At 74.5% G+C, this 24,645-nt stretch carries 24 protein-coding genes and 2 pseudogenes; 12 read left to right on the top strand and 14 right to left on the bottom strand.

From position 1 onward, the window contains the following. Positions 1 to 112: 112 nt before the first annotated feature. Positions 113 to 1,042, bottom strand: a complete 930-nt coding sequence (locus tag BLW85_RS03955) for an SDR family oxidoreductase (protein WP_074990681.1) — start codon at positions 1,040 to 1,042, stop codon at positions 113 to 115. 89 nt (positions 1,043 to 1,131) lie between these two features. Here BLW85_RS03955 and BLW85_RS03950 point away from each other — a divergent pair, with 89 nt between their 5' ends. After that, complete coding sequence (locus tag BLW85_RS03950; protein WP_074990679.1) at positions 1,132 to 1,758, top strand: TetR/AcrR family transcriptional regulator; 627 nt, start codon at positions 1,132 to 1,134, stop codon at positions 1,756 to 1,758. 149 nt (positions 1,759 to 1,907) lie between these two features. Continuing rightward, positions 1,908 to 2,201 (top strand): hypothetical protein, encoded by a 294-nt coding sequence (locus BLW85_RS03945; RefSeq protein ID WP_070024903.1) that lies wholly within the window; start codon positions 1,908 to 1,910, stop codon positions 2,199 to 2,201. A 40-nt stretch (positions 2,202 to 2,241) separates the two neighbouring features. Here BLW85_RS03945 and BLW85_RS03940 read toward each other — a convergent pair whose 3' ends face one another. Together BLW85_RS03940 and BLW85_RS03935 are read right to left on the bottom strand one after the other, a co-directional pair. Then, a complete protein-coding gene (locus tag BLW85_RS03940) occupies positions 2,242 to 3,510 on the bottom strand; it encodes an alpha/beta hydrolase family protein (RefSeq protein ID WP_074990677.1) in 1,269 nt (422 codons plus the stop codon). Between the two features lie 34 nt (positions 3,511 to 3,544). Further along, positions 3,545 to 4,552, bottom strand: coding sequence for a trypsin-like serine peptidase (locus BLW85_RS03935; protein ID WP_074990675.1), 1,008 nt, complete (start codon positions 4,550 to 4,552; stop codon positions 3,545 to 3,547). Positions 4,553 to 4,907: 355 nt separating this feature from the next. Here BLW85_RS03935 and BLW85_RS03930 point away from each other — a divergent pair, with 355 nt between their 5' ends. From BLW85_RS03930 to katG, 4 genes are all read left to right on the top strand, one after another. Continuing rightward, on the top strand, positions 4,908 to 5,576 hold the full coding sequence (locus BLW85_RS03930; protein WP_070024906.1) for an acetate uptake transporter: 669 nt from the start codon (positions 4,908 to 4,910) through the stop codon (positions 5,574 to 5,576). A 66-nt stretch (positions 5,577 to 5,642) separates the two neighbouring features. After that, positions 5,643 to 6,380 (top strand): DUF1345 domain-containing protein, encoded by a 738-nt coding sequence (locus BLW85_RS03925; protein ID WP_070024907.1) that lies wholly within the window; start codon positions 5,643 to 5,645, stop codon positions 6,378 to 6,380. A 205-nt stretch (positions 6,381 to 6,585) separates the two neighbouring features. Then, a complete protein-coding gene (locus BLW85_RS03920) occupies positions 6,586 to 7,023 on the top strand; it encodes a Fur family transcriptional regulator (RefSeq protein ID WP_074990673.1) in 438 nt (145 codons plus the stop codon). Positions 7,024 to 7,056: 33 nt separating this feature from the next. After that, a complete protein-coding gene (gene katG, locus BLW85_RS03915) occupies positions 7,057 to 9,282 on the top strand; it encodes a catalase/peroxidase HPI (RefSeq protein ID WP_074990671.1) in 2,226 nt (741 codons plus the stop codon). 62 nt (positions 9,283 to 9,344) lie between these two features. Here the strand turns inward: katG and BLW85_RS03910 are convergent, their stop codons facing one another. Next, positions 9,345 to 9,911, bottom strand: coding sequence for a GlcG/HbpS family heme-binding protein (locus BLW85_RS03910; RefSeq protein ID WP_070024910.1), 567 nt, complete (start codon positions 9,909 to 9,911; stop codon positions 9,345 to 9,347). A gap of 210 nt (positions 9,912 to 10,121) precedes the next feature. Here BLW85_RS03910 and BLW85_RS03905 point away from each other — a divergent pair, with 210 nt between their 5' ends. Next, the gene (locus BLW85_RS03905; RefSeq protein ID WP_074995964.1) at positions 10,122 to 11,312 is read left to right on the top strand and encodes a sensor histidine kinase; all 1,191 of its coding nucleotides are present in this window, start codon (positions 10,122 to 10,124) and stop codon (positions 11,310 to 11,312) included. After that, the gene (locus BLW85_RS03900; RefSeq protein ID WP_074990669.1) at positions 11,309 to 11,941 is read left to right on the top strand and encodes a response regulator; all 633 of its coding nucleotides are present in this window, start codon (positions 11,309 to 11,311) and stop codon (positions 11,939 to 11,941) included. Before BLW85_RS03905 ends, BLW85_RS03900 begins: the two co-directional genes overlap by 4 nt. Positions 11,942 to 11,951: 10 nt before the next feature. On the opposite strand, the gene BLW85_RS03895 is transcribed toward BLW85_RS03900, so the two are convergent. Both BLW85_RS03895 and BLW85_RS03890 read right to left on the bottom strand, forming a co-directional pair. Continuing rightward, a complete protein-coding gene (locus BLW85_RS03895) occupies positions 11,952 to 12,902 on the bottom strand; it encodes a serine hydrolase (RefSeq protein ID WP_074990667.1) in 951 nt (316 codons plus the stop codon). Then, a complete protein-coding gene (locus BLW85_RS03890; RefSeq protein ID WP_074990664.1) occupies positions 12,899 to 13,870 on the bottom strand; it encodes a LysR family transcriptional regulator in 972 nt (323 codons plus the stop codon). The genes BLW85_RS03895 and BLW85_RS03890 overlap by 4 nt, the downstream gene beginning before the upstream one ends. Before the next feature lie 129 nt (positions 13,871 to 13,999). On the opposite strand from BLW85_RS03890, the gene bla reads away from it, so the two are divergent. Continuing rightward, positions 14,000 to 14,911, top strand: a complete 912-nt coding sequence (gene bla, locus BLW85_RS03885; RefSeq protein ID WP_074995963.1) for a class A beta-lactamase — start codon at positions 14,000 to 14,002, stop codon at positions 14,909 to 14,911. 75 nt (positions 14,912 to 14,986) lie between these two features. Here bla and BLW85_RS03880 read toward each other — a convergent pair whose 3' ends face one another. From BLW85_RS03880 to BLW85_RS03875, 3 genes and pseudogenes are all read right to left on the bottom strand, one after another. After that, complete coding sequence (locus BLW85_RS03880; RefSeq protein WP_070024914.1) at positions 14,987 to 15,379, bottom strand: VOC family protein; 393 nt, start codon at positions 15,377 to 15,379, stop codon at positions 14,987 to 14,989. Between the two features lie 98 nt (positions 15,380 to 15,477). Next, positions 15,478 to 15,571, bottom strand: a pseudogene (locus BLW85_RS39205). Between the two features lie 84 nt (positions 15,572 to 15,655). Beyond that, a complete protein-coding gene (locus BLW85_RS03875) occupies positions 15,656 to 16,807 on the bottom strand; it encodes a Cmx/CmrA family chloramphenicol efflux MFS transporter (protein ID WP_074990662.1) in 1,152 nt (383 codons plus the stop codon). Between the two features lie 334 nt (positions 16,808 to 17,141). Here BLW85_RS03875 and BLW85_RS03870 point away from each other — a divergent pair, with 334 nt between their 5' ends. Beyond that, positions 17,142 to 17,834: a helix-turn-helix domain-containing protein gene (locus BLW85_RS03870; RefSeq protein WP_074990660.1), complete on the top strand. Its 693-nt coding sequence runs from the start codon at positions 17,142 to 17,144 to the stop codon at positions 17,832 to 17,834. Between the two features lie 131 nt (positions 17,835 to 17,965). On the opposite strand, the gene BLW85_RS03865 is transcribed toward BLW85_RS03870, so the two are convergent. Continuing rightward, complete coding sequence (locus BLW85_RS03865) at positions 17,966 to 18,604, bottom strand: CBS domain-containing protein (RefSeq protein WP_244174803.1); 639 nt, start codon at positions 18,602 to 18,604, stop codon at positions 17,966 to 17,968. Positions 18,605 to 19,032: 428 nt separating this feature from the next. On the opposite strand from BLW85_RS03865, the gene BLW85_RS03860 reads away from it, so the two are divergent. After that, the gene (locus BLW85_RS03860; RefSeq protein ID WP_070024917.1) at positions 19,033 to 19,914 is read left to right on the top strand and encodes a universal stress protein; all 882 of its coding nucleotides are present in this window, start codon (positions 19,033 to 19,035) and stop codon (positions 19,912 to 19,914) included. A 26-nt stretch (positions 19,915 to 19,940) separates the two neighbouring features. Here BLW85_RS03860 and BLW85_RS03855 read toward each other — a convergent pair whose 3' ends face one another. Next, positions 19,941 to 20,495: a GNAT family N-acetyltransferase gene (locus BLW85_RS03855; RefSeq protein ID WP_074995960.1), complete on the bottom strand. Its 555-nt coding sequence runs from the start codon at positions 20,493 to 20,495 to the stop codon at positions 19,941 to 19,943. A 112-nt stretch (positions 20,496 to 20,607) separates the two neighbouring features. Here BLW85_RS03855 and BLW85_RS03850 point away from each other — a divergent pair, with 112 nt between their 5' ends. After that, a complete protein-coding gene (locus BLW85_RS03850) occupies positions 20,608 to 21,114 on the top strand; it encodes a DUF6584 family protein (RefSeq protein WP_074995961.1) in 507 nt (168 codons plus the stop codon). A gap of 53 nt (positions 21,115 to 21,167) precedes the next feature. On the opposite strand, the pseudogene BLW85_RS39200 reads toward BLW85_RS03850, so the two are convergent. The 3 genes and pseudogenes from BLW85_RS39200 to BLW85_RS03840 all read right to left on the bottom strand — a co-directional run bounded on the left by BLW85_RS39200 (position 21,168) and on the right by BLW85_RS03840 (position 24,444). Beyond that, positions 21,168 to 21,261, bottom strand: a pseudogene (locus tag BLW85_RS39200). A gap of 73 nt (positions 21,262 to 21,334) precedes the next feature. Then, positions 21,335 to 22,909, bottom strand: coding sequence for an amidohydrolase (locus BLW85_RS03845; protein ID WP_074990657.1), 1,575 nt, complete (start codon positions 22,907 to 22,909; stop codon positions 21,335 to 21,337). A 47-nt stretch (positions 22,910 to 22,956) separates the two neighbouring features. Next, positions 22,957 to 24,444, bottom strand: coding sequence for an APC family permease (locus BLW85_RS03840; protein ID WP_074990655.1), 1,488 nt, complete (start codon positions 24,442 to 24,444; stop codon positions 22,957 to 22,959). Between the last annotated feature and the right edge of the window lie 201 nt (positions 24,445 to 24,645).

Below are 24,645 nucleotides of genomic sequence, written 5' to 3'. Positions count from 1 at the left end.
CCGAGCCGCCCCCGGTGCATGCCGCCACCGGGGGCGGGCGGACCGGATTTCGGGGCCCGGCCGGGATCGGCGCCGCGGACCGCGAGGCCCCGTGCCGCGGTGCCGACCGGGGTCAGACGGTGCTGGTCGCCGGGGCGCGGAAGTAGTGCCCCTCCTCCAGGTCGGCGAGCAGGCCGGGCCGGGTCGGCTCCCAGTCGAGCAGCTCGCGGGTGAGGTCGTTCGAGGCGGGGGCGTCCATAGCCGCGAAGCCGCTCATCCAGCCGAAGTGCGCGGCCGCGTCCTCGGCGCCCACCGAGACCGTGGGCACACCGAGATGACGGCCGATCACCTCGGCCACCTCGCGGATCGGGACGCCCTCCTCGGCGATGCCGTGGAGCACGGATCCCGCCGGGGCCTTCTCGACCGCGAGCCGGAACAGCCGCGCCGCGTCGAGCCGGTGCACGGCCGGCCAGCGGTTGGCGCCGTCGCCCGGATACCCGGAGACGCCCTTCTCCCGCGCGATGCCGATCAGAGCGGCGACGAACCCGTGGTCCCCCTCGCCGTGGCAGGTGGGGGCGAGCCGTACCACGCTGGAGCGCACTCCCCGCTGCGCGCACGCCAGTACGGCCTCCGCGGTGATCGCCCGGATGAGGACCGGCGAGTCGCCTTCGACCGTGGGTATGTCCCGCTCCGTCGACACCTGGCCGGGCTTCAGCCCGGCGACCCCGGAGGCGATGACGAAGGGGCGGTCGCTCCCGGCGAACGCCCCGGTGAGGGTGTCGACGGCCCTGCGGTCGGCCTCGGCCGCGCTCCGGAAGTCCCCGGAGAAGGCGATGTCGTGCTTGAAGGCGAGGTGGATCACCCCGTCCGAGTCGGCGGCGGCGGACGCGAGGACGTCGAGGTCGTCCAGGCCGCCGCGGACGACCTCGGCGCCTGCCGCGGTGAGAGCGGCGGCGGAGGCGTCGGAGCGGGCGAGGCCGACCACCTGGTGCCCCGCGTCGAGGAGTTCGGGAACGACGGCGGAACCGATCCAGCCGGACGCACCGGTCACGAAAACGCGCATGAGTGTTCTCCCGGAACAGTTGATGTCAGTGACTGTCGTCAAAACGCTAGCACTGATGTCGGTGACTGTCATCGCGTAGGATTCGCGCCATGGGCAGATGGGAGCCGAACGGACGGGAGCGGCTGGCGAAGGCGGCGCTGGAGCTGTACGGCGAGCGCGGATTCGAACAGACCACCGTGGCGGAGATCGCGAAACGCGCCGGACTCACCGAGCGCACGTTCTTCCGGCACTACGCCGACAAACGCGAAGTCCTGTTCGCCGGGTCCGGTGAACTGGAGCGGCTGTTCACCGAGGCCGTCGCCGACGCCCCGCCCGCCGCGGCCACCCTCGACGTGCTGGCGGCCGGCTTGGACGCGGTCTGCGTGACGTTCGAGGAGCGGCGCGAGTTCGCGGGCAAGCGGCACGCCGTGATCTCCGCGACCGCCGAACTGCGCGAGCGCGAACTGATCAAGCTCGCCTCGCTCGCGGCCGCACTCGCCGACACGCTGCGCCGCCGGGGCGTCCCGGAACCCGCCGCCAGCCTGACCGCCGAGACGGGCGTCGCCGTCTTCAAGGTCGCCTTCGAACGCTGGATCGCCCCGGACGAGCAGCGGCCACTGGCCCTGCTGGCACGGGACTCGCTGGAGCAGCTCAAGGCCGTGGCCACGGGAGGCGCCCCGGCGGGCGCGGCCGGCGAGACCGCGCCCGCGCCTGCCGAGGCGCGGCCGGGCGGATGAGGCAGGGGCGGCTCCTTCCGTCCGCGGACGCGGATGAGTGAGGCGTGAGTGGTGGGGTAGACGCCCCCACCGGCCGGTCGGGCGCCGACGGGGTGAGCCACCGCAGGGCGCCCCGGGCCCGTCACCGGCCGCGCAGGAAGGAGAACGTCATGATCAAGCTGATTCGGCACGCGGGAGCGGTGGGAGCCTCGGCCGCACTGGTCGGTGGCGCGCTGCTCGCCGGCGCCGGCTCCGCGTCGGCCGCGCCCCAGCACGCCCCGGGTACCGGCACCCGTTCCGCGGCGGCGCGGGCCACCTCCGTCTGCTCCCGGCAGCACCACCGCCTCGACCCCTGGATCGCGGGACAGCTGGCCCAGTTCGACCCCGCCGCCAAGCGCAAGCTGGCGGTCTACGACCCGTGGGTCAAGGACCAGCTGGCGCTCTACGCGCCGACCGCCTGCTAGGACCGCCGCAGCCGGTGCCGCCGCACCCGCACGGGCCGGGTCAGTCCACGAACTCCATGGCCGGGTACCTCGGCGACGGCCCCTCCAGCAGCCGCCCGCTGCCGCCGCGCAGCCAGTGGTCGAAGTAGGCGGCCACATACGCCTCGCTCGTACGGATCGCCGTGACCGGGTCGAGGGTGCCGAGGGCGGCGGCCTGTACGGACGGTGGCAGGTGCAGCTGAGGGAGGAGTGCCTCCGCGTCCGTGGTCGAGGCGTGGCCCGAGTCGCGCAGGGTGAGCTGACGCGTCCAGCCCGGGGTGTGGGCGCGGAACGCCTGCCAGCCGGGGCCGGTGTCCGTCTCGCCGTCCTTGCCCAGCAGGAGGAACGGCCGGTCCAGGCCGTGCCGGGCGACCGGCATCGGCGAACCGTCGACGTAGGTCAGGTTGCCGTCCATGTCGATGCCCGCGGTGATCCGGTGGTCGGCGTCCATCGCCAGGGCCGCGGCGCTGCCGCCCATGGAGTGGCCGAACATGCCCACCCTCGACAGGTCCAGCGCGCCGGTCAGCCCCTTCGGCAGGCGCTGCCCGTCCGCGTCGGGGTCGTGACCGTCGTCGAGCAGCCGCAGTCGGTCGAGCACGAAGCGGATGTCCGCGACCCGGACGGCCAGGGACTTGCGGATGAAGGCGTCGGGATCGCCGGGCGGCACCATGGTGGCGAGCGAGCCGTCCGGGAACTGGATCTCGGGCGACTCGTAGGTGTGGTCGACGGTCACGACGGCGTAGCCGCGGCCGGCCAGCTCCGTCACCAACGTGGTGCCCCAGGTGCGGGGTTCGCCGAGGCCGGGTGAGTAGAGGACCACCGGAAGCCGCCCTCTTCGGCCCGGGGTCACCGGAGCGCCGAGCGCCACGTGCGTGGCCACTCCGGCCCAGTCGGTTCGGCCGGTGGGGAGGCCGAGCTGGAGATAGTCGTCGGCGGTCACGCGGTCGAAGTGGGCCGCCGCGGCGGGCAGCATGTACGGGGCCTGCGGGCGGCCCGTCGTGTGCGCCGCCGGATAGAACACGCTGACCATCAACTCGCGGTGAGGCGGCCCCTGTTGCCAGGGATCGGGACGTGCGGTGTCCACCAGGTGCAACGACACCTCGCCGACGGGGTGCGGCCCGGTGGGGGAGGGCAGCGCCAGGCGGCGGGGCGGCGGCGCGGTGGAGGGCGCGCCGGTGGTCGCGGCGGCGGGCAGGGACGCCGCGAGGGTGCAGAAGGCGGCGACCGCACAGGCGAGGAGGGTCCGTAACCCCACGCCCCTGCGGCGTCCGCGCGGATGTTCGTCGGTCATGGCTCAAGGGTGACGGCTCGTCACCCTGGGTTCATCAGGGATCAACCCTGGTCTTTCCGCTCGGGGTCTCCGTAGGGGCCGGGCCCGCGGGCGGCGCTCCGGTGGCGGCGGCGCGGTACAGGGCCCGGGTGGCGGCGCCGAAGTAGGCGCTGTAGGAGACCTGGGCGGTGTTGCCGCCGGTGTGGTAGCCGCCGATCACGCCGACGACCGCCCAGCCGTCGAACCACGGGACCAGCATGGGGCCGCCGCTGGTGCCGCCGACGAAGGCGTCACAGGCGATGCGCGGGAAGACGCCCGGGTCGGCCGGGTCGTCGCTGACCCACGCCGTGGTCCGGCTCCAGCATTCCAGCGGCTCCGCCGCCCCCGCCGGATAGCCGATCATCCGCACCGGTGCGTGCAGGTAGCCCGTCCCGGTGAGCAGCCGTACGCCGCCGACCGCGTCCTGCAGCACCGTCCCGTCCTCGTTGGGTCCGGTGACCGCGAAGGCGAAGTCGTAGCCGGCTCCCGCGTGTTCGCCGAGGTCGTAGTACTGCTGCGGGACGTAGACGCCGTTCGTCACGACCGGGAAGATCCCGAAGGGCTTGAGCCCGTCGTGGTACTGGGGGACGAAGGCCAGATCGCGCCGCGGGGCGGTGCCGGAGTAGCCCTTGAGGCAGTGCCCCGCGCTGAGCACCAGGTCGCGTCCGGGGCTGCGGACGACCGAGCCGCTGCACGTCCGGCCGGTGCCCTTGGCGTCGGTCCAGAAGAACGTGCCGGCCTGCGGGATGCCCGCGAAGCTGTGGCTGGGCGGGATGTACTCGCCTGGCCGGGGGCCGTCCACCGAGGGTGCGGCGCCGGCGCCCCCCTCGGCGCCCTTCGCGGGACCGGCGGGCAGGGCGGCCGTCATGCGGGCCGGTGTCCAGTAGGCGTCGAGCCGGGCGGCGACCGGGTCCGGCCCGGGTGCCGCGGCCTTGGCGGAGGCCGCGGCGGCCGGACCGCCCGACAGCAGCACGGCGGCCGCGCAGAGCGCGGCATGGCGGAGCAACCCGGTCCTGCGCACCATCACTTCCCCTCCCGGCGGCGGCCGACGGCCGGCTCACCCTAGGCCCGCGACCGGCGCCCGCGAAAGGGCGCACCCCGGCCACCACCACCTCCGCCGAGCCCCGCCGGACCGACGCGGGAAAGGCGGCCCGCCACGGAGGGACGGAGCCCGGGCCCGCGGCCCGGGAGAGGGACGGCGGGATCAATGAGGGATGCCAGGGCTGAGAATTGGTGCGAATGGGTACATTCTGTACAGGTGTATCTAGGTGGCACGCGAGTGTCACAGCCCGCCTCGGGGGCAGTGACCAGCACGTTTGCGGGCTAGGCGCGCCAGGGCCGTCGGCCCTGCTGACCACTGGCCGAAGGGAATGCCGGTTATGCACGAGGACACGAGGAGCCCCCTCCCCAAGCGGCCGCCCGAGGCGGCCCCGCGCTCGGCGGCCTGGGCCGATCCCGCCCCGCTGGGTCTGGCCGGCTTCGCCCTGACGACGCTGCTGCTGTCGATCGTCAACACCAACCTGTTGAAGGAGCCCGCCGCGATCCTGCCGGTCCTGGGTCTCGCCGCGTTCTACGGCGGTATCGCCCAGTTCGCCGCGGGACTCTTCGAGTTCCGCAGGGGCAACACCTTCGGCGCGACGGCGTTCGTCTCCTTCGCCGCCTTCTGGCTGTCGTACTGGTGGATAGCGCCGCGCGTGGCGCTCGCCGGGGACGCGCACAACGCGCTGGGGCTGTACCTGCTCGGGTGGGCCGTCTTCACCGCCTACATGACCGTGGGCGCCCTGCGCGTCAGCCTCCCCGTGCTGGCGGTGTTCGTGCTGCTGACCCTGACCTACCTCTTCCTGGCCATCGGGTCGTTCCAGGCCGGTGCTCCGCCGCACGTCATGACCCAGGTGGGCGGCTGGTTCGGCATCCTCACGGGCCTCGCCGCCTGGTACGCGTCGGCGGCCGGCGTCATCAACGAGGCGCACGGCCGCGAGGTGCTCCCCGCCTGGCGGCGCGAGCCCGGCCGCGGCGAGCCGACGGCGCACGAGGAGCGGTCCGTCTGACGGATCCGCGTAGGGCGTGCCGTCCCGGCCACTACCGCGGGGCGCGGGCCCGGGACAATGACCGGCATGACCGACGACAGGGACGACGCCGGCAGCCGGCCGGCCAGGATCGAGCGGCTGCTGCGCAGCGGCGAGCGTGAGCTGGTCCCGGCGTGGCGCCGGGTGACACAGGGCGAGACCCGCTGGGCCGTGACGGCCGTGATGCTGGCCGCGATCGCCCTGCAACTCGCGCTGCCGCACCGGCTCGCCCTGCTGCGGCCGGTCTGGGCGCTGCCGGTGCTGGAGTTCGTGCTGCTGCTGGCGCTGGTGGCCGGCAACCCCCGGCGGGTCGAGCCGCGGACGCGATGGCTGCGCTGGCTGGGACTGCTGCTGATCGGGGTCATCAGCCTGGCCAACGGGTGGTCGGCGGCCCGGCTGGTGGTGGACCTCCTGCACGGCGGCGGGGGCCAGGGCGCGGTGCCGCTGCTGCGGGCCGGCGGCGTCATCTGGTTCACCAACGTCATCGTCTTCGCGCTGTGGTACTGGGAATCCGACCGCGGCGGCCCGATGGCCCGGGTGCGCGGGGAACGGCAGTACGCCGACTTCCTCTTCGTACAGATGCAGAACCCCGAGCTGGCGCCCGCGGACTGGGAACCGGAGTTCCTCGACTACCTGTACCTCTCGTTCACCAACGCAACGGCCTTCAGTCCGACCGACGTGATGCCCCTGTCGCGCTGGGCCAAGATGCTGATGCTGCTGCAGTCCTCGGTGTCCCTGGTGACCGTGGTCCTCGTGGTGGCACGGGCCGTCAACATCCTGAAGTAGCGGGCGGGCCGGCCGTCCGCCCCTCTCGCCCGATCGGTGGACGGTTCGGCTTGCCGTGCCCGGGGAGAGTGGGGTGGGGCCACATGATGCGTGCATGCCCCCGCGCAAGGCCACGCGGAGGTGAACGCCGTACACCGGCGGGCGACCGGAATTGCATGGTTCGTTTTCTTGAACCCCTCGTGTTTCTGAGAGTAGGTTCAGCCCCATGACCGCCTCCCCGACTCCGACCACCGCCGAGGAGCTGCGCGGTGCCGGCCTGCGCGTGACGGCGGCTCGCGTCGCGCTGCTGGAGACGGTCCGGGACGGCGACCACCTCGGCGCCGAGGCGATCGCCTCCGGGGTCCGCGACCGCGTAGGCCACATCTCCCTGCAAGCCGTCTACGAAGCCCTGCACGCCCTGACGGCGGCGGGGCTCGTGCGCCGCATCGAGCCCGCGGGTCACCCGGCCCGGTTCGAGGGGCGCGTCGGCGACAACCACCACCACATCGTGTGCCGGTCGTGCGGCGCCGTCGTCGACGTCGACTGTGCCGTCGGCGACTCGCCCTGCCTGACCGCCGCGGACGGCCGGGGCTTCGCCATCGACGAAGCCGAGGTCGTCTACTGGGGCGTGTGCCCCGACTGTTCCACCGGCCGCAGTTCCTGAGCACCTGGTTCCGCTTAGTTCGGAAGGATTGCCATGACTGATAACCACGACGCGATCGTCACAGACGCGAAGTCGGAGGAGGGGAGCGGCGGCTGCCCGGTCGCCCACGACCGGGCCCCGCATCCGACCCAGGGCGGCGGCAACCGCCAGTGGTGGCCGGACCGGCTCAATCTGAAGATCCTCGCGAAGAACCCGCCCGCGGCCGACCCGCTGGGCGAGGAGTTCGACTACGCCGCGGCCTTCCAGAGCCTCGACCTGCCCGCCGTGAAGCGGGACATCCAGGAACTGCTCACCACCTCACAGGACTGGTGGCCCGCCGACTTCGGCCACTACGGGCCGCTGATGGTCCGGATGGCCTGGCACAGCGCCGGCACCTACCGCATCAGCGACGGCCGCGGCGGCGCCGGCCACGGCCAGCAGCGCTTCGCCCCGCTGAACAGCTGGCCGGACAACGTCCTGCTGGACCGGGCCCGCCGGCTGCTGTGGCCGATCAAGAAGAAGTACGGCCAGAAGATCTCCTGGGGCGACCTGATGATCCTCGCCGGCAACGTGGCGCTGGAGTCCATGGGCTTCCAGACCTTCGGCTTCGGCGGCGGCCGCAAGGACGTGTGGGAGCCGGAGGAGGACGTCTACTGGGGTCCCGAGACCACCTGGCTGGACGACAAGCGCTACACGGGCGACCGCGAGCTGGAGAACCCGCTCGGCGCCGTCCAGATGGGCCTGATCTACGTCAACCCCGAGGGACCCAACGGAAACCCGGACCCGCTGGCCGCGGCCCGCGACATCCGCGAGACCTTCCGCCGCATGGCCATGAACGACGAGGAGACCGTCGCCCTGATCGCGGGCGGCCACACCTTCGGCAAGACCCACGGCGCCGGCCCCGCCGACCACGTCGGCCTCGACCCCGAGGCCGCCGGCCTGGAGGAGCAGGGCCTCGGCTGGAAGAGCACCTACCGCTCCGGCAAGGGCAGGGACGCCATCGGTTCCGGCCTGGAGGTCACCTGGACCTCCACCCCGACCCGGTGGGGCAGCGGCTTCTTCGACAACCTCTTCGGCCACGAATGGGAGCTGACCGAGTCCCCGGCCGGTGCCAAGCAGTGGGTCGCCAAGGACGCCGAGGCCACGATCCCCGACCCGCAGGACCCGACCCAGAAGCGTCTGCCCACGATGCTGACCACGGACCTCTCCCTGCGCTTCGACCCGATCTACGAGCCGATCTCCCGCCGCTTCCACGAGAACCCGCAGGAGTTCGCCGACGCCTTCGCCCGCGCCTGGTACAAGCTCACCCACCGCGACATGGGCCCGAAGTCCCTCTACCTCGGCCCCGAGGTCCCGGAGGAGACCCTGATCTGGCAGGACCCGCTGCCGGAGCGCGAGGGCGAGCTGATCGACGACGCGGACATCGCGGCGCTGAAGGCCAAGCTGCTCGCATCGGGCCTGAGCGTGTCCCAGCTGGTCACCACCGCCTGGGCCTCCGCGTCCACCTTCCGCGGCAGCGACAAGCGCGGCGGCGCCAACGGCGCCCGCATCCGCCTCGCCCCGCAGCGCGAGTGGGAGGTCAACGAGCCCGACGAGCTGGCCCAGGTGCTGCGCACCCTGGAGGGCGTCCAGCGGGACTTCAACGCCTCCTCCGGCGCCAAGAAGGTCTCGCTCGCCGACCTGATCGTCCTCGGCGGTGTCGCCGCCGTCGAGAAGGCGGCCAAGGAGGGCGGCTTCGAAATCCGGGTGCCGTTCACGCCGGGCCGGGTGGACGCCACCGAGGAGCAGACCGACACCGAGTCCTTCGAGGCGCTGGAGCCGACCGCGGACGGCTTCCGCAACTACCTCGGCAAGGGCAACCGGCTGCCGGCCGAGTACCTGCTGCTGGACCGGGCCAACCTGCTCACCCTCAGCGCCCCCGAGCTGACCGTCCTGATCGGCGGCCTGCGCGTGCTCGGCGCCAACTACCAGCAGTCGCAGCTCGGCGTCTTCACCAAGACGCCCGGCGTCCTCACCAACGACTTCTTCGTCAACCTGCTCGACATGGGCACCACGTGGAAGTCGACCTCCGAGGACCAGACCACCTTCGAGGGCCGGGACGCCGCCACGGGCGAGCTGAAGTGGGCCGGCAGCCGCGCCGACCTCGTCTTCGGCTCCAACTCGGAGCTGCGCGCCGTCGCCGAGGTCTACGCCAGCGACGACGCCAAGGAGAAGTTCGTCAAGGACTTCGTCGCCGCGTTCGACAAGGTGATGAACCTGGACCGGTTCGACCTCGCCTGATCCGGCCGGTTCCTCGGCCCGACGTCCGGGCCCCCACCAGGGGGCCCGGACGTCGTCGCGCGTCAGCGGCCCAGCGCCGCCGCGCCCGCGCGGGCGTACTTCTCGTCCAGGTCCCCGGACGGCGCGCCCGCGACGCCGATGCCCGCGACCGGGGCACCCTTGGCCGTCACCGGGGTGCCGCCCGCGAGGAACAGCGTGCCGGGGATGTCCTTCAGGGCCGGTGCCTGCGCCAGCCGCCCGGCCAGCTCAGAGGTGGGCGCGTTCCAGGACACCGCCGTGAACGCCTTGCGCTCGGCGGACTCGTACGACTGCGGGCCCGCTCCGTCCCCGCGCAGCGTGACCAGCGTGTTGCCGTCGCGGTCCACCACGGCCACCGACACCTGCCGGCCGTCCTTGACGGCGGCGTCCAGTGCGGCCCGCGCCGCCTGCTCCGCGGCCTTCAGCGTGAGGTGCGTGGTCTGGGCGAGATCGCCGGCCCGGACGGCGACGGGCGTGGCGGCCGGGGCGGCGCCGTTCGTGTCGGCGGCGTTGGCGGCGACCGTGCCGACGACACCCGCGCCGACGACGGCCAGGGCGGCGCCGCCCACGAGGACACGGGTACGGCGGGTGGGCTTCCTGCGGCTGGACATGACGGACAACCTTCCTGTGGCGGAAAGACCGCGGCCGAGGGACGGCCGGGCCGAGGCCGAATCGCCTCGGTACCGATCCTGGAACCGCCCGGCGCCGCCACCCGTCGCCGGACCGGTGGTCCCCGGGGTCATCCGATCGGATGACCCCGGGCGCCCGGAGCCTGGGCACAATGGAGCTTGTTTGCCCAGTTCAGCGCGGTGACACGGGAGGTGGTGGCGGTGCCGGAGCCCGCACAGGACGACACCCGCGCCCTCACGACCGTCATGCACACGGCCTTCTTCGTGCTGCTGGCCGCCTCGCTCGCCCGCTATCTGGCCCGGCACGGCGGCGGCCCGCACACCCCCTGGATCGTCGCCCTGTCCCTGCTGCTCGCCGTGCTCTACGTCCTCGGACCCGCCCTCGGCACCCGCCCCGGCCCGCGCCGTCTGGCCTGGCTCGCCCTCGTGGTGGCGGCCTGGGCGCTGCTCGTCGTGCAGGCCCCCAGCTTCGCCTGGTGCGCGGTCCCGCTCTTCTACACCGGCCTGCGCACCCTCCCGCCCCGCGCCGCGATCCCGCTGGTGGCGCTGCTGACGGCGCTCGCGGTGGCCGCGCAGCTGGAACTCGCCGGGTGGCCGGACCCGAACGTGCTGGTCGCGCCGCCGGCCGTGGCAGCCGTGGCCGCCACCGTCTACGTCGTCATGCACCGCCAGGCCACCCGCCAGCACGCCCTCATCGACGACCTGGTCCGCACCCGCCGCGAACTCGCCGCCACCGAACGCCGGGAGGGCACCCTCGCCGAACGCGAACGGCTCGCCCGGGAGATCCACGACACCCTCGCCCAGGGCCTGTCCAGCCAGCGCATGCTGCTCCAGGCCGCCGACCGGCTCTGGGACACCGCGCCGGGCACCGCCCGCGAGCACGTCCGCACGGCCGCGGCGATCGCCGAGCGCAGCCTCGCCGAGGCCCGCCGCTTCGTGCACGACCTGACCCCGGCCGACCTCGCCGGGGGCGGGGGCCTGTCCCAGGCGCTGCGCGCGGTCGCCGGCCGGGAGACGACGGACGGCCTCACCGTCCGCGTGCACACCGAGGGCGCCCCGCCCGAGGCGCTGCCCGCGCCCGTGGAGTCCGCCCTGCTGCGCATCGCCCAGGGCGCCCTCGCCAACGTCCGCGAACACGCGGGCGCCACCACCGCCACCCTCACCCTGACCTGCCTGGACGACCAGATCGTGCTGGACGTCATGGACGACGGGCGCGGCTTCGACCCCGCGCACACCCGGCACCCCGGGGGCGACGAGCGGCGCGGCCACGGACTGCCCGCGATCCGCGCCCGGCTGCGGCAGCTGGGCGGCACTCTCACCGTCGAGTCGGCGCCGGGCCGGGGCACCGTCCTGTCCGCGGCGATCCCCCTGGAGCCACGATGACCGAACCCCCCGTCCGCATCCTCGTCTGCGACGACCACGCCGTCGTACGCGCCGGACTGCTCGCCCTGCTGCACAGCGCCCCGGACATCGAGGTCGTCGGCGAGGCGGGCAGCGGCGAGGAGGCGCTGGCGCTGGCCCGCCGCACGGCACCGGACGTCGTCCTGATGGACCTGCAACTCGGCGCGGGCATCGACGGCGTCGAGACCACCCGCCGGCTGCGCGCCGCGCACCCCGCCCCGCACGTCCTGGTCCTCACCACCTACGACACGGACGCCGACGTCACCCGGGCCGTCGAGGCGGGCGCCACCGGCTATCTGCTCAAGGCCGAGCGCCCCGAGGACCTGTTCACCGCGATCCACGCCGCCGCCAAGGGCCGCCCCGCGCTCTCGCCGCCGGTCGCCGGCCGTGTGCTGTCCCGGCTGCGCGACCCGCGCCCGGCCCTCACCCCGCGCGAGCGCGACATCCTCGCGCAGCTCGCCCAGGGCCTGCCGAACCACGCCATCGCCCGCGCCCTGTACATCAGCGAGGCCACCGTCAAGACCCATCTGCGCCGCGTCTACGACAAGCTGGGCGTGGACACCCGTGCGGGCGCGGTCGCCGTGGCCAAGGAACAGCGTCTGCTGCCCTGACCGCCGCCGCTCAGCGGCGTAGCGCCTCGAAGGCGCAGCGGGCCGCCGCCCCGAGCGCCAGCTCGATGTCGGGGGCCAGAGCGGCCCGCCGGTCGGCGCGGGTCAGCGCGGCCATGGCCACCCGGTCCCCGGACTCCGCCTCCACCACGCCGATCTCGTGCCGCAGATGCAGGAAGGTGCCGGTCTTCCCGCTCCACCGCAGCGTGTCCGTACGCAGCTCGCAGGCCAGCCGGTGGGTGAAGAGCTGGAGCCCCATCAGCCGCCGCAGCTCCGCCGTCGCCTCCGGTACGGCGATCTCGTCGCACCACACCCGCCGCAACAGGCCGACGAGCGCCCCGGCCGAGCCGGTGTTGGCGTGTGCCGGATCCAGCGTCGCGATGGTGGGCCGGCCCGCCCGCTCGTCCCGCACGGCGAGCTCCAGCGCCAGGGAGAAGTCGTCACCCGCCGCCCCGGCCGCGCACTCGTACATGTGGTTCATCCGGTGCCGCATCCGGATGCCGTCGCACCCCCACGCACGCAGCCGCGCGTCCACCTCCGCCGCGGGCACCAGGTCGAACAGCGCGTCCGCGGCCGCGTTGTCGCTCACCGACAGCATCATCAGCAGCAGATCGCCGACGGCGGCGGTGACCGGGTGCCGGAACGCCGCGAAGCCGGTGCGTCCGACGCTGCTGCGGGCCGGGTCGAGGGTGACCGGGTGCGCGGCGTCCAGTTCCCCGGCCGCGATCCGGTCCAGCACGACCAGGGCGAGCGGGACCTTCGCCACCGACGCGAGCGGCACCGGCTCGTCGACGTCGAAGCCGAGCCGGTCGCCGGTGTCCAGGTTCAGGGCCAGGAAGGAACCGCGCACGCCCAGGGCCGCCCAGTCCGCCGCGATCTCCTCGGCGACGTCCAGCAGGGCGCCGTCGTCCCCCACGCAGCCGGGCCGGTACGTCTCCACTCCGCTCGCCTGCGCCGGGCTCATCCGCGGGCCGCCAGCCGGGCGGAGGGGTCATCGGCGGCACCGGGCCGCGCCGGCGGCCGCACGGCACCCGAGGCGCCGACCGACGCCGCCAGCAGCCGGGCCAGCCAGCCCGGCACGTCCGGCGCGCCCCGGGGGCCCGGCGGCGCGCTCACGTCGTACCCCCGGTGCAGGGCGGGGTCGCCCAGCGGCGCCCAGGCGGCGCCGTACCGGCGGGCGTACGGCTCGGTGCACAGCAGCAGGGCGCGCCCGGCCAGGGTCCCGGCGAGCGCGTCGGACGGCGGACCGGCCGGCCGGATCCGCCCCTCCGGCAGCCCGGCGCGCGCGATGGCGCGCGCGAACCTGTCGTCGAAGCAGGGCACCTGGTCCTCCGCGAGGACCAGGATCGGGGGCGGCGCGGGCGCGGGCGGCCCGCCGAGGCGGCGGCGACGCGGCCGCAGTTCCTCCAGGTGGACCGCGCGCGGTGCCTCCGGGGCCGCGTCGCCCGGCGCGGACGCCAGGCCCAACGGCACCCGGAAGGACGCGCGTTCCGGCGCGGTCCGCACGAGCGCGTACGCGAGCGAGCCGTCGGCGAGGCCCGACTCCCGTTCCAGCGGCGGGAGTTCACGCATGCCGAGGGTGATCCCGTGCTCGCCGGCGGCGCGCAGGGCGCGGGCCAGCGCGGCCGGGGCGCAGTCCGCGGGCACCCCGACGGCACGCACCCGCGAGTGCCGGGCCGAGCGGGCGGCCTGCCGCAGCCGCTGGGCGCGGTCCAGGACGTCCCGCGCGTAGGGGAGGAGCAGGACGCCCAGTTCGGTCGTCGTGACCTGCCGCCGGGAGCGGTCGAACAGCGGACCGCCGAAGTGCCCCTCCAGCGTCTTGACGCGGCGGCTGAGCAGCGGCTGCGCGATGCCGAGCCGGTCGGCGGCGCGGGAGAAGCTCGCCTCGTCGGCCGTCGCCACGTAGGCCTCCAGGTGCGCCAGCAGGTCCATCCTGCAGTCATATCAAAAAGGCATGGAGGGTGCCCAGATCACTCTTGGACATGAGTGTGCCCCTGCTGTTTCGCTGTGCCCACGGAGATCCGCACCGCCCAAAGGGCGACGAACCAGGAGGACTTCACCATGACCGCTTCCGGACCGCCGGCACGCCGTGGCCTGCTCAGAGCGGGCCTCGCGCTCGCATCCGCCGCCGTCGTGGCGTCGACCGGCACGGCCGCGGCCGCCGCGGGTGCCTCGACCAGCGGTGAAGCGGGCGAACTGGGCGTCCTGGAGCGCGACTACGGCGCCCGGCTCGGCGTGTACGCGCGCAATGTGCGCACCGGTCGGGTGCTGGCCCACCGGGCGGGGGAGCGGTTCGCGCACTGCTCGGTCTTCAAGGCGTTCGCGGCGGCCGCCGTCCTGCGCGACCGGTCCGGCTGCGCCCCGCTGGACAAGGTGATCCACTACCCGCCGCACGACATCCTGCCCAACTCGCCGCGCACCGAGGAGAACCAGGAGACCGGGATGACGGTGGCCGACCTGTGCGCGGCGGCCATCCAGTACAGCGACAACACGGCGGGCAACCTGCTGTTGCAGCAGGTCGGCGGCCCGGCCGGGCTCACCGGGTTCTTCCGCTCGCTCGGCGACCGGGTGAGCCGCCAGGACCGCTGGGAGCCGGAGCTCAACACGGCGATCCCGGGCGACCTCCGCGACACCACGACCCCCGAGGCCATCGCCACGAGCCTGGAGCGGCTGACCCTGGGCCGGGCACTGCCCGCCCCCGACCGCGAGCGGCTCGTCACCTGGATGAAGGGCAACACCACCAGCGGCGCGCGGTTCCGCGCCGGGCTGCCCGAAGGGTGGACCCTCGCCGACAAGACCGGCACCGGCTTCTACGCGAGCGCCCACGACATCGGCGTCGCCTGGACCACCCGGCGCACCCCGGTCGTCCTGGCCGTGCTGTCGACCAAGGACGAGAAGGACGCGCCGGTCGACGAGGCGCTCATCAGGGAGGCGGCCCGCATCGCCGCGCGCACCGTGGCACCCGGCGAGTGAGCTTCGGCCCCGGTCAGACAGCTCGGCGCCCCGGCTTCCCCGCGGCCGGCCGGGCCGGCCGCGGGGAAGGGACGCCTACGCGGTGGGCCACCCGCCGTAGGGAACGGTGAGCAGTTCCATGGCGTGCCCCACCGGATCCATGAAGTACACGCCCTTGCCGCCGTCGTTGCGGTTGATGGCGCCGGGGTGCTTCTTGTGCGGGTCGGCGTAGTGCTCTATGCCGCGTTCGGTGATGCGGGCGTACGCGGCGTCGAACTCCTCGTCGGAGACCAGGAACGCGTAGTGCTGCGGGGTGATGGTGTCCTCGGGGACGGTGGCGAAGTCCAGCGTGACGCCGTTGCCCAGGGCCACGGCGATGAACGGGCCCCACTCCGAGGTGATGTCCAGGCCGACTATCTCCGTGAAGAAACGGGCGGACTCCCGGTTGTCGCGGGAATGGACGATGGTGTGGTTCAACTCGACCGGCAAGGAATGCCTCCAGGGCATGTCCTGGCACCTCCATGCCTCACCCGGTCGGTGACCGGCACGCGATGCCGCCGTCCATTGTAGTCAGCCGTTCGGCGCAGCGGAGAGGGCAGGATTTGAACCTGCGTGGGCCCCGAGGGGCCCGACCGTGAGGCGTGCTCGTGGTCCCCGATAAGCCACTCCGGGCACCTCTCCCCGTGACCGGTTCCGGTGTCCGGTGCCGGTCACGGGAAGAACGGTGCCGCAGGGCGCTGACCGCGCCCTGACGCACCGCTGACCTCAGCCGGCCGCCCGTACGGCGCGGACGGGGACCGCGACGGCCAGGGCGACGGCGACCAGCGCCCCGCTCGCCCACAGCGGGCCGGTGTCGCCCAGCGTCCCGGTGAGGGCGGCCGCGGCGACGAGGGGACCCGCGGCGGCGCCCACGTTGAGCGCCGCGGTCGCGTAGGAACCGGCCATGGTGGGGGCCTGCGCGGCCTCGTAGAGGACCCGGGTGATCAGGGTGCCGCCCAGCGCGAAGGACAGCGCGCCCTGCGTGAACACCAGCGCGAACAGCGCGACCGGCCGGTGGGCCAGCAGCGCCAGCGCCGGCCAGCCGGCCAGCAGCAGCGGGCCGCCGGCCGCGAGCACGAGGCCGGGCCGCCGGTCGGCCAGGCGTCCGGCGACGCCCACCCCGACGAAGGAACCGGCGCCGAACAGCACCAGGGCGACGGAGACCCACAGCTCACCCAGCCCGGCGACACCGGTCACCACGGGCGCGAGGAAGGTGAAGCTCGCGAAGGTCGCCGCGTTCACCAGCGCGCCGAGCAGCATGACCAGCAGCAGCCGCGGACGGCGCAGCTGCGCCAGCTCCGGCCGCAGCGCACCGGTCGCGCCGTCCACCGCCGCGGGCGCCGGGATTCCCCTGAGGATGCCGAGGGCCGCGGGCAGGCACAGCACGGCCACGGCCCAGAACGTGGCCCGCCAGCCGAGCAGGGTGCCCAGCAGCGCCCCCGCCGGAACACCGGCGACCGTGGCCACCGTCGTACCCGACAGCAGCACGGCGAGCGCCCGGCCCTTGCGGTCGGGCGGCACCAGCGTGGCGGCCGTCGTGAGCGCCACGGCGAGGAACCCGGCGTTGGCGAGCGCCGCCACCACCCGGGTCGCGCACAGCACCGGGAAGGCGGAGGCGGTGGCGCCCACCGCGTGGGCCGCCGCGAACAGCAGGACGAAGCCGAGCAGGCTGGAGCGTCCGGGCCGGTTGCGGGCGAGCGCGGCCATCAGCGGGGCGCCGACGGCCATGCCCAGCGCGAACGCCGAGGTGAGCAGGCCGGCCGTGCCGACGGTGACGCCGAGGTCCGAGGCGATGTCCGGCACCAGACCGGCGAGCATGAACTCCGAGGTGCCCATGGCGAAGACGGCCAGGGCGAGCAGATAGAGCGCGAGAGGCATCGAGGAAGGCTCCGGGGTGAGGAGAAGCACGAGAGGGTCATCTCGTCACCGCGGTCAGCACCCGAGGGCACACTCGTCCGGCCGTGGCCCACGCGGGCACGGCGGACGGTGGTGAAGCCGGTGGTTCAGGGGCTGACGGCGTGACCGAAAGCCCCCACCTCAACCGACTCGGGACTCGACATGCCCAGCAGGCTACACGGGCGCCGAACCGCCCGGCCGCGGGGGCCGTCGGTCCCAGGGCGCGCGACGCAGCGAAGTGGTGGGCGCCCCGCACCGGTGGTAGACGTGGTACGAGCCAGGGCCCCGGCGGCCCGAGGGCGAGGAGTGAGCGATCATGGCAGAACGCCCCACACCGCGGCACGGCTCGCCGGACCCGGAGGACGGCCCCGCGCGGAGCGACCTCGGACGGCGACTGCGGCGGCGCCGCGCGGAACTCGGGCTCACCCGGGAAGAGGTCGCCGCCCGCGCCGGCATGGCCGAGGCCTACGTCGCCCATCTGGAGCAGCACAGCACCGCCGCGCCCGACTCCGGCACCCTGCTGCGGCTGGCCGGGGCGCTGCGCACCACCCCCCGGGAACTCGGCGGCGGATACGCCGGGCTGCCCGCCGGTCTCGGACAGGCCTCCCGCAACCCGCGCCTGGACGAACTGAGCGAACGGGAGTGCAGGGAACTGCTGTCCACGCACGGGGTCGGCCGGTTCTCCGTCAGCACCGAGGGCGCGCCCGTCGTCCTGCCCGTGAACTACACCGTCGTGGACGGCGCGATCGTGTTCCGCACCCGCGAGGGCTCCGTGCTCAGCGAGGGGTTCGGCCGTGAGGTGGCCTTCGAGGTGGACCGGGTGGACGACGCGCTGAGTCAGGGCTGGAGCGTCCTGGTGCGCGGCACCGCCCAGCCGGTGACCGACCGGGCGGAGGCGGAGCGGCTCGCCGAGCGCGCGTACAGCGAGCCCTGGGCGGGCGGGGAACGCGATCTGTGGGTGCGGATCGAGCCCACGGCGCTCACGGGACGCCGTATCGAAGCGGGCTGAGGCGTCACCGGGGCCGGCCGGGCCGCCGCGGCGGTCCGCGGGCCCCGATCCGGCTGCCGCGTTCCGGGCCTTCGGCGGCACCGGTCCGGGAGCGCCGCGGCGGTCCGTCGGCGGCGCCCCGCCACGCGGTGTCACCCCGGCCGCGCCACCCCCTCCGGCGGCACGGGCGGCACCAGGTTGACGACCCCGACGACCCCGTCCAGCCGCCAGGCCGCGAAGCCGGCCCGGGCGATGGCGCCGCGCAGTCCCGCGTCGCCCGCCAGTGTCACCACACCGTCGCGCACGAAGACGCCGACGGCCTCGGGCGGCAGCCCCAGCTCGCCCGCCACGATCTCCTCGGACACCTGACGGCGGATCTCGTCGTCGCCGCGCAGGAACACCCGCAGCAGGTCCCGGCGGGTGACGATGCCGATCAGCCGGTCCTCCTCGTCCACCACGGGCAGCCGCTCCACGCCGCGCCGCTCCACGCCGCGCCGCTCCATCAGCCGGGCCGCGTCCGGCACCCGCTGCTCCGGGTGGACGGTGACGGCGGGCGTCGACATCACCTCGCGCACCGGTGCCTCGCCCGCGCCGTCCGGCCACCGGGCGGCGCGCTCGCGTACCAGGTCGGAGGCCGAGACCACGCCGAGCACCTTGTCGTCGCGGTCGATCACCGGCAGCCCGCTGATGCCGTGCCGGTCCAGCAGGCGGGCCACGTCCGTGGACGGTGTCGTCTCCGACACGGTGACGACATCGTCGGTCATCACCTCGCCGATCGTGCTGTGGATCACGCCCGTCCTCCTTCTGTGGTGCGCTTCTGCGGCGCGCGAGCCCCCTTCGGCGGGGAGCGGCGGTCTTCCGCCGTCCTCGGCCCGCTCGGCCGCCCGGCCACGCGCGTCCCCGCCGTTCGAGCCGGTGCCCCAGCCTGCCGCCCGCATCGCCCCGATCCGAGGGCCGGGCGCCCCCGTCAAGGGGACCTTTGGTCCCGGCCCCGCCGGCCGTGCAGCTCCGCCGCCAGCCGTGGCCACCACCGCGTGCGGTACGCCGGAGCGCCGTGCCCGTACGACGGCCTCGATCCCCCCGGCATGACCCGACGCGACCCCCGGAAGACCCACGCGGCCCACGGGCGGGAGGACGCTCCAGGGGGCACGCTTGAGCTACGGAAGGACGCCCGGCGTACGGCGGCGGCACATCTCGGCCCGGATCCGGAGGACGCATCATGGCTGGTCACATCGCGGCGGGAGTCGACGGGTCCCCGCAGAGCGTCGCCGCCGCCCACTGGGCCGCACAGGAGGCGGTGCGCCGGGGCGCGGAACTGGTCGTGGTCCACGCCTGGCTGCCGAACGTGCGCCCGGCGCCGCTCGCCGGCCGGGACAGCACCGAGCGCGGCTGGGCGGAGCGCGTGCTGCGGGAGGCGGTGGACAGCGTGCGGGCGGCGCATCCCACGCTGCCCGTGACGGGCAGGCTGATCGGCGACTCGCCCGTCCCCGCGCTGCTGTCGGCGGCCGAGGAGGCGGACACGCTGGTGCTGGGCTCGCTCGGGCTCAGCCGTGCGGCCGGGGTCCTCGTCGGCTCGGTCTCCCTGCGCGTCACGGGACGCTCCTCCTGCCCGGTGGTGCTGGTGCGGGCGGGCCGCAGCGCCGCCGACGAGCATCTGCCGGCCGCCCCCGGACTCGCGCCCGACGAGATCCCGACCATCCCGTACCGCGCCGTCGTGCTGGGCCTGGACGCCGGCAGCCCCTGCGACGAACCGATCGGGTTCGCCTTCGAGGCCGCCCGGCGGCGCGCCACCGAACTGCGCGTGTGCCACGTCCACGAGCCGGTCTCCGGGGAAGACGCGGCCGGGGGAGCGGCCGCCGCCGAGCACGCGGTCATCGCGCTGCTGAGGCCGTGGCGCGAGAAGTACCCGGACCTGTCCGTCGCCACGACCGTCATCGCGGGCCGGCCCGGCGAGGAACTCGTGCGGGCCACCTCCGAGGCCGGACTCGTCGTGGTGGGCCGCCGCGTCACCGGCAGCAGGTTCGGGGAGCGTCTCGGGCGCGTCGCCCACGCGGTCGTCCAGCACGCCGAGTGCCCGGTCGCGGTCGTACCGCACGAGTGAGGCACGAGTGAGGAGGAAGCGCGGGCTCAGGGCGCGGGCGGTGCGGGGCGGTCCAGGCGCCAGACGACGTCGATGCCGCGACCGGACGGGGGCGCGGGCGGCGGTGCCGGTTCGCGCCGGACCTCGGTGAACCCCAACCGGCGCGGTACGGCGCCGCTGGCGGTGTTGGCCAGATCGTGGGTGATCTCCAGGTAGGCCACGTGCGGCAGCGCGAACATCTCCGCGACCAGGGCCGCCGTCGCCCGGGTGGCGATGCCCTGCCCGGCGGCGGCGGGGTGCAGCCAGTACCCGAGCCGCCATCCCGAAGGATCGCCCCAGCGGTACGCCTGGCACATGCCGACGGGCGTGCCGTCCTTCACGACGGCGTAGGTGAAGACCTCGCCGCCGGCCCACTTCTCCTCGGCCCTCGCCAGGAAGTCCCGGGTGCTCTGCTCGTCGTGCCGCGCGACCCACGGCATCCACGGGCTCAAGTGCTCCCGGGACTCCTCGATGAGCGTGAACGCCTGGTCGAAATCTCGCTGCGCCCGCCAGCGCCGCAGGACGAACCCCTCGCACTCGATGATCTGACTCGGCCGGTCCATGGGCATCATCATGGCCCCCTGGTGCGGGCGTTCCACACGCTGGTGAGCCCGCGGCCGGCGTGCCGCCGAAACCGGTTCGACGGCGGGAACCCCGCTGTTCGATCATGTGTTCATGCCGTTGAGAGACACCCTCGCCCGGGTCGACGCGGATCTGGCCGCCGGCCGGATCCCCGTCGCGCGTCAGCGTCTGCGCGGGCTGGTGTCGTCCTACCCGGACGACCCGACGCCTCGCCGGCGCCTGGCCGAGGTGTACCGCCTGTACGGCGAGCCCGCGGAGGCGGGCCGCTGGATGTACCTCGAACCGGACCGGGACGCGGTGGAGACAACGGCCTTTGAAGCGAGGTACCGGACGGCTCCGGACCGGATGCGGGCGCTCGCCTGGCGGGGGCCGGAGTCGCTCGCCCGGACGGACTTCGCGAGGGAGCGACTGGCCGCGGTCCGCGTCCGCTGCTCCCGGGAAGTGGGGCGCCCCGTCGACTGGGACGCGGTGCCGTCCGGCGCGGAATCGGACGGCCGCGAACGCTCCCTCACCGATTTCCTGGCGGGGGGCGGCTGTCTGCTGGCCGCCCTCGCGTTCCTGGCCGTCTGGGTGAACGGGCTCGTCGCCCTCTTCGAGTGACGGGACCCTCCGAAGGGCCGTCGCGAAGTGGCCGCCGCGAAGAGGCTGTCGCGCGGAGAGGGCAGGATTTGAACCTGCGTGGGCCCCGTGGGGCCCGACCGTGAGGCGTGCTCGTGGTCCCCGATAAGCCACTCCGGGCACCTCTCCCCGTGACCGGTTCCGGTTTCCCGTGCCGGTCACAGGAAGAACGGTGCCCCAAGGCGCTGACGCCGCGCTGACGTCAGACGGCGCCTCGGTGCACCACATGGCCGCCCGTCACCGTCAACACCACGGGCGCGTCGAGGAGTTCGTCCGCGCTCGCGCGCACCGGGTCCACGCCGAGCGCGGTGAGGTCGGCGCGGTGGCCGGGGGCGACCCGGCCGGCGACGGCGGACTCGCCCGCCGCGGCGGCGGCGTGGGTGGTGCAGCCCTCCAGGGCCTGGAGCGGCGTCAGGCCGGCGCGGTGCGCGGCGGCGCCCTTGGGGCGCTGGGCGGTCGCGAGCACCGCGCGGACGTCGTAGTGCGCGATGGGCCAGTCCGAGCCGAGCGCGACCGTGGCGCCCGCCTCCCGCAGGTCCCGCAAGCGCCAGGCGCGGGCCGCCCGTTCGCCGCCGAGCCGGCGCGACCACTCGTCGGAGCCGTCGTCGCGGGTGTATCCGGTGTGCGGCGGCTGCATGGACGCCGCCACCCCCAACTCGGCGAAACGGGGCAGGAGTTCGTCGGGGGCCGTCTCGATGTGCTCGATCCGGTGCGCCCCGCGGCCGCTCGGCCCGAGCGAGGCCACGGTGTCCAGGGCGTGCCGCACGGCGGCGTCCCCGATGGCGTGGGTGGCGGTGCGGACCCCGGCCGCGTGCAGGCTGTGCACGGCCTTCGCGTAGGCGTGCGGGTCCGGCCAGAACGCGTCCGTGCCCCGGCCGTGGCAGTCGGGACGGTCCAGCCAGGCGGTGCCGCCCTCCACGGTGCCGTCCATGAAGAACTTCACCCCGCCGACCAGCCAGTGCCGCCCGCCCCGCCCCTGGAGCGCGATCAGCTCGTTCAGCGCCTCGGCGTCCGCGCCCGGCATGCACCAGGGCGCGAACCGCAGCCGCACCGGCAGGACCGTCTCCCGCGCCACCGCCGTCACCAGTTCCAGGTCCCCGCCGTCCATCACATGGGCGCCGGTGAGTCCGGTGGCGGCCATGGCGGACAGCAACTCCAGCAACCGCGCCCGGCGTTCGGCGTGGGAGGGGCTGGGCGCGACGGCCGTCACCAGGTCCATCGCGGCGTGCTCGACCAGGTGTCCGGTGGGCCGCCCGGAGGCGTCGCACACCACCTCCGCGCGCTGCTCGAAGGAGCGGGGCCCGGACACCCCGGCGGCGGCCAGCGCGGCGGCGTTGGCGAGGGCGGAGTGGCCGTCGTAGAGGCGCAGCAGGGCGGGGGTGTCGCCGAGGACGCCGGCCACCAGGTCGTGGTGGATCGGGCGGCCCTCGAAGGCGTTGTGGTCCAGGCCGTGCCCGAGCACCCAGCCCCCGATGCGCTCGGCCCCGGCGAGGGCCGCGCGCAGTCCGGCCAGGTCGCGCACGCCCGACAGATCCGCGCCGGTCGCCATCTCCAGCCCCCACACCGGGTGGCTGTGGGAGTCGACCAGACCGGGCACCAGATGCGCCCCGCGCAGGTCGACGACCTCGGTGCCGGGGCCGCTCCAGTCGCGTATGTCGGCCGCTTCCCCGACCGCGGAGATCACGCCGTCGTGTACGGCGACCGCGGTGGCGGTGGGGCGGGCGGGGTCGAGGGTGCGGACCTGGGCACCGGTGAGGACGAGATCGGCGGCGGGCATGCCGGCAGCTCCTTCGCGGACGGGGGTCGAACGGACAACTGGACGGCCTAAGCGGGCCGGGGGAGGGGATCGGCGGTCTCGGGCGGCTCGGCGGCGAAGGACGCGTAGACCTCCGGGCGCCTGCGGCGCAGCCACCACGCCAGCGGCAGGCCGAGGAGGAAGACGGCCGGCGCCGCGAGGACGAGCAGGGTGTTCACCGTTCGCGAGGCGCCGGTGAACAGGTCGATGTGGCCGACCACCAGGACGATCGCGGTGGCGAGCAGCACCGTGGCCAGGACCGGCGCGACCACCGTGCGCAGCGTGCCCTCGGTGTGCCGCACCCGCCGGAAGTAGCAGGGCACGGCGATCGCGGCCAGCAGCTGGAGCAGCATCAGGCCGATCATGCCGGGGGTGTTCACCCACAGCAGCAGTTGCTGGTACGGGTCGGCGTGCGCGGTCCAGAAGGCGAGCACGACGACCGCGCCGAGGACGGTCTGCGCGATGCCCGCGACGTAGGGGGAGCGGTGGCGCGGGTGGACCCGGCCGAGCCGGCGCGGCAGCACGCCCTCCTCGGCCAGCGCGAGGGCGTAACGGTTGATGGCGTTGTGGAAGGCGAGCAGGGAGGCGATGACGCTGGTGACGATGAAGACGTGCATCAGGTCCGCGGCCCAGCCGCCCACATAGGTGGTGATCGCGGTGAAGAACAGCCCGGCCGGGTCCTTTCCGGCGGCGCGTACCACCTGGTCGTCGCCGAACGCCTGGACGGCGATCCACACGACGAACGCGTAGAACAGGCCGAGGAATCCGACGGCCAGATAGGTGGCACGGGGCACGGTGCGGCCGGGGTCGCGGGCCTCGCGGCGGTAGATGACGGTCGACTCGAAACCGGTGAACGCGGCGAAGGCGAAGGCGAGGACGGCGGCGGTGCCGGGCACGAACACATGGGCGGGGGCGAGGGAGGACAGGGACAGCCCGTGCGCGCCGCCCTTCAGCAGCACCCCGCCGGCCAGCAGGACGAGTATCCCGGTCTCGGCGACGAGCAGGACGCCGAGCAGCTTGGCGCCGAAGTCGATCGAGCGGAACCCGCCGTAGCCGATGAGGAGCAGCCCGGCCAGCGAGACGGGCAGCCAGGGGACGTCGGCGCCGAACAGCGCGTGCAGGGTGTCGCGGCTGGCGGAGGCCAGCAGGCCGTAGACGCCGATCTCCATGCCGTTGTAGCCGATCAGCGCGAGCAGCGCGGCGCCGATGCCGACCGGGCGGCCGAGGCCCCGGGTGATGAAGGCGTAGAAGGCGCCGCCGTGGGTGACGTGGCGGCTCATGGTGGTGAAGCCGACCGCGAAGACGGCGAGGGTGAGCCCGGCGAGGAGGTAGCCGACCGGGGCGCCGATGCCGCCCAGCAGGATGGCGAGCGGGGCGACGCCCGCCATGACGGTCAGCGGCGCGGCGGCGGAGACGACGAAGAAGGCGATGTCGGCGGTGCCGAGGGTGCCGGTGCGAAGACCGGACGCGGCGGCCGGGGCCTTCTCCTTCGGTGGTTCGGAGGTGGTGGCGGACATGCGGGGGAGCCCTTCTGGCGGCGGACGGGAGGGGGTCCCGGAGACGGGTGCGGGCGCGCGGGGCGGGCCGAGGGGGTGGGCCCGGTGGACGCGCCCAGGCGTACGGCTCCACGGGCACGCGGAAGGGATGGCGGGCGCCCGGGGCCGTAAACCTAAAGGCTTTCGGTTTCCGCAATGTAGCCTGCGGTCGGGCAACCGGGA

It is taken from the genome of Streptomyces misionensis (genome assembly GCF_900104815.1).
Taxonomy (GTDB): domain Bacteria; phylum Actinomycetota; class Actinomycetes; order Streptomycetales; family Streptomycetaceae; genus Streptomyces; species Streptomyces misionensis.
Note: the sequence above shows the minus strand (reverse complement) of the source record. Positions and strands in the feature narration are given on the sequence as shown.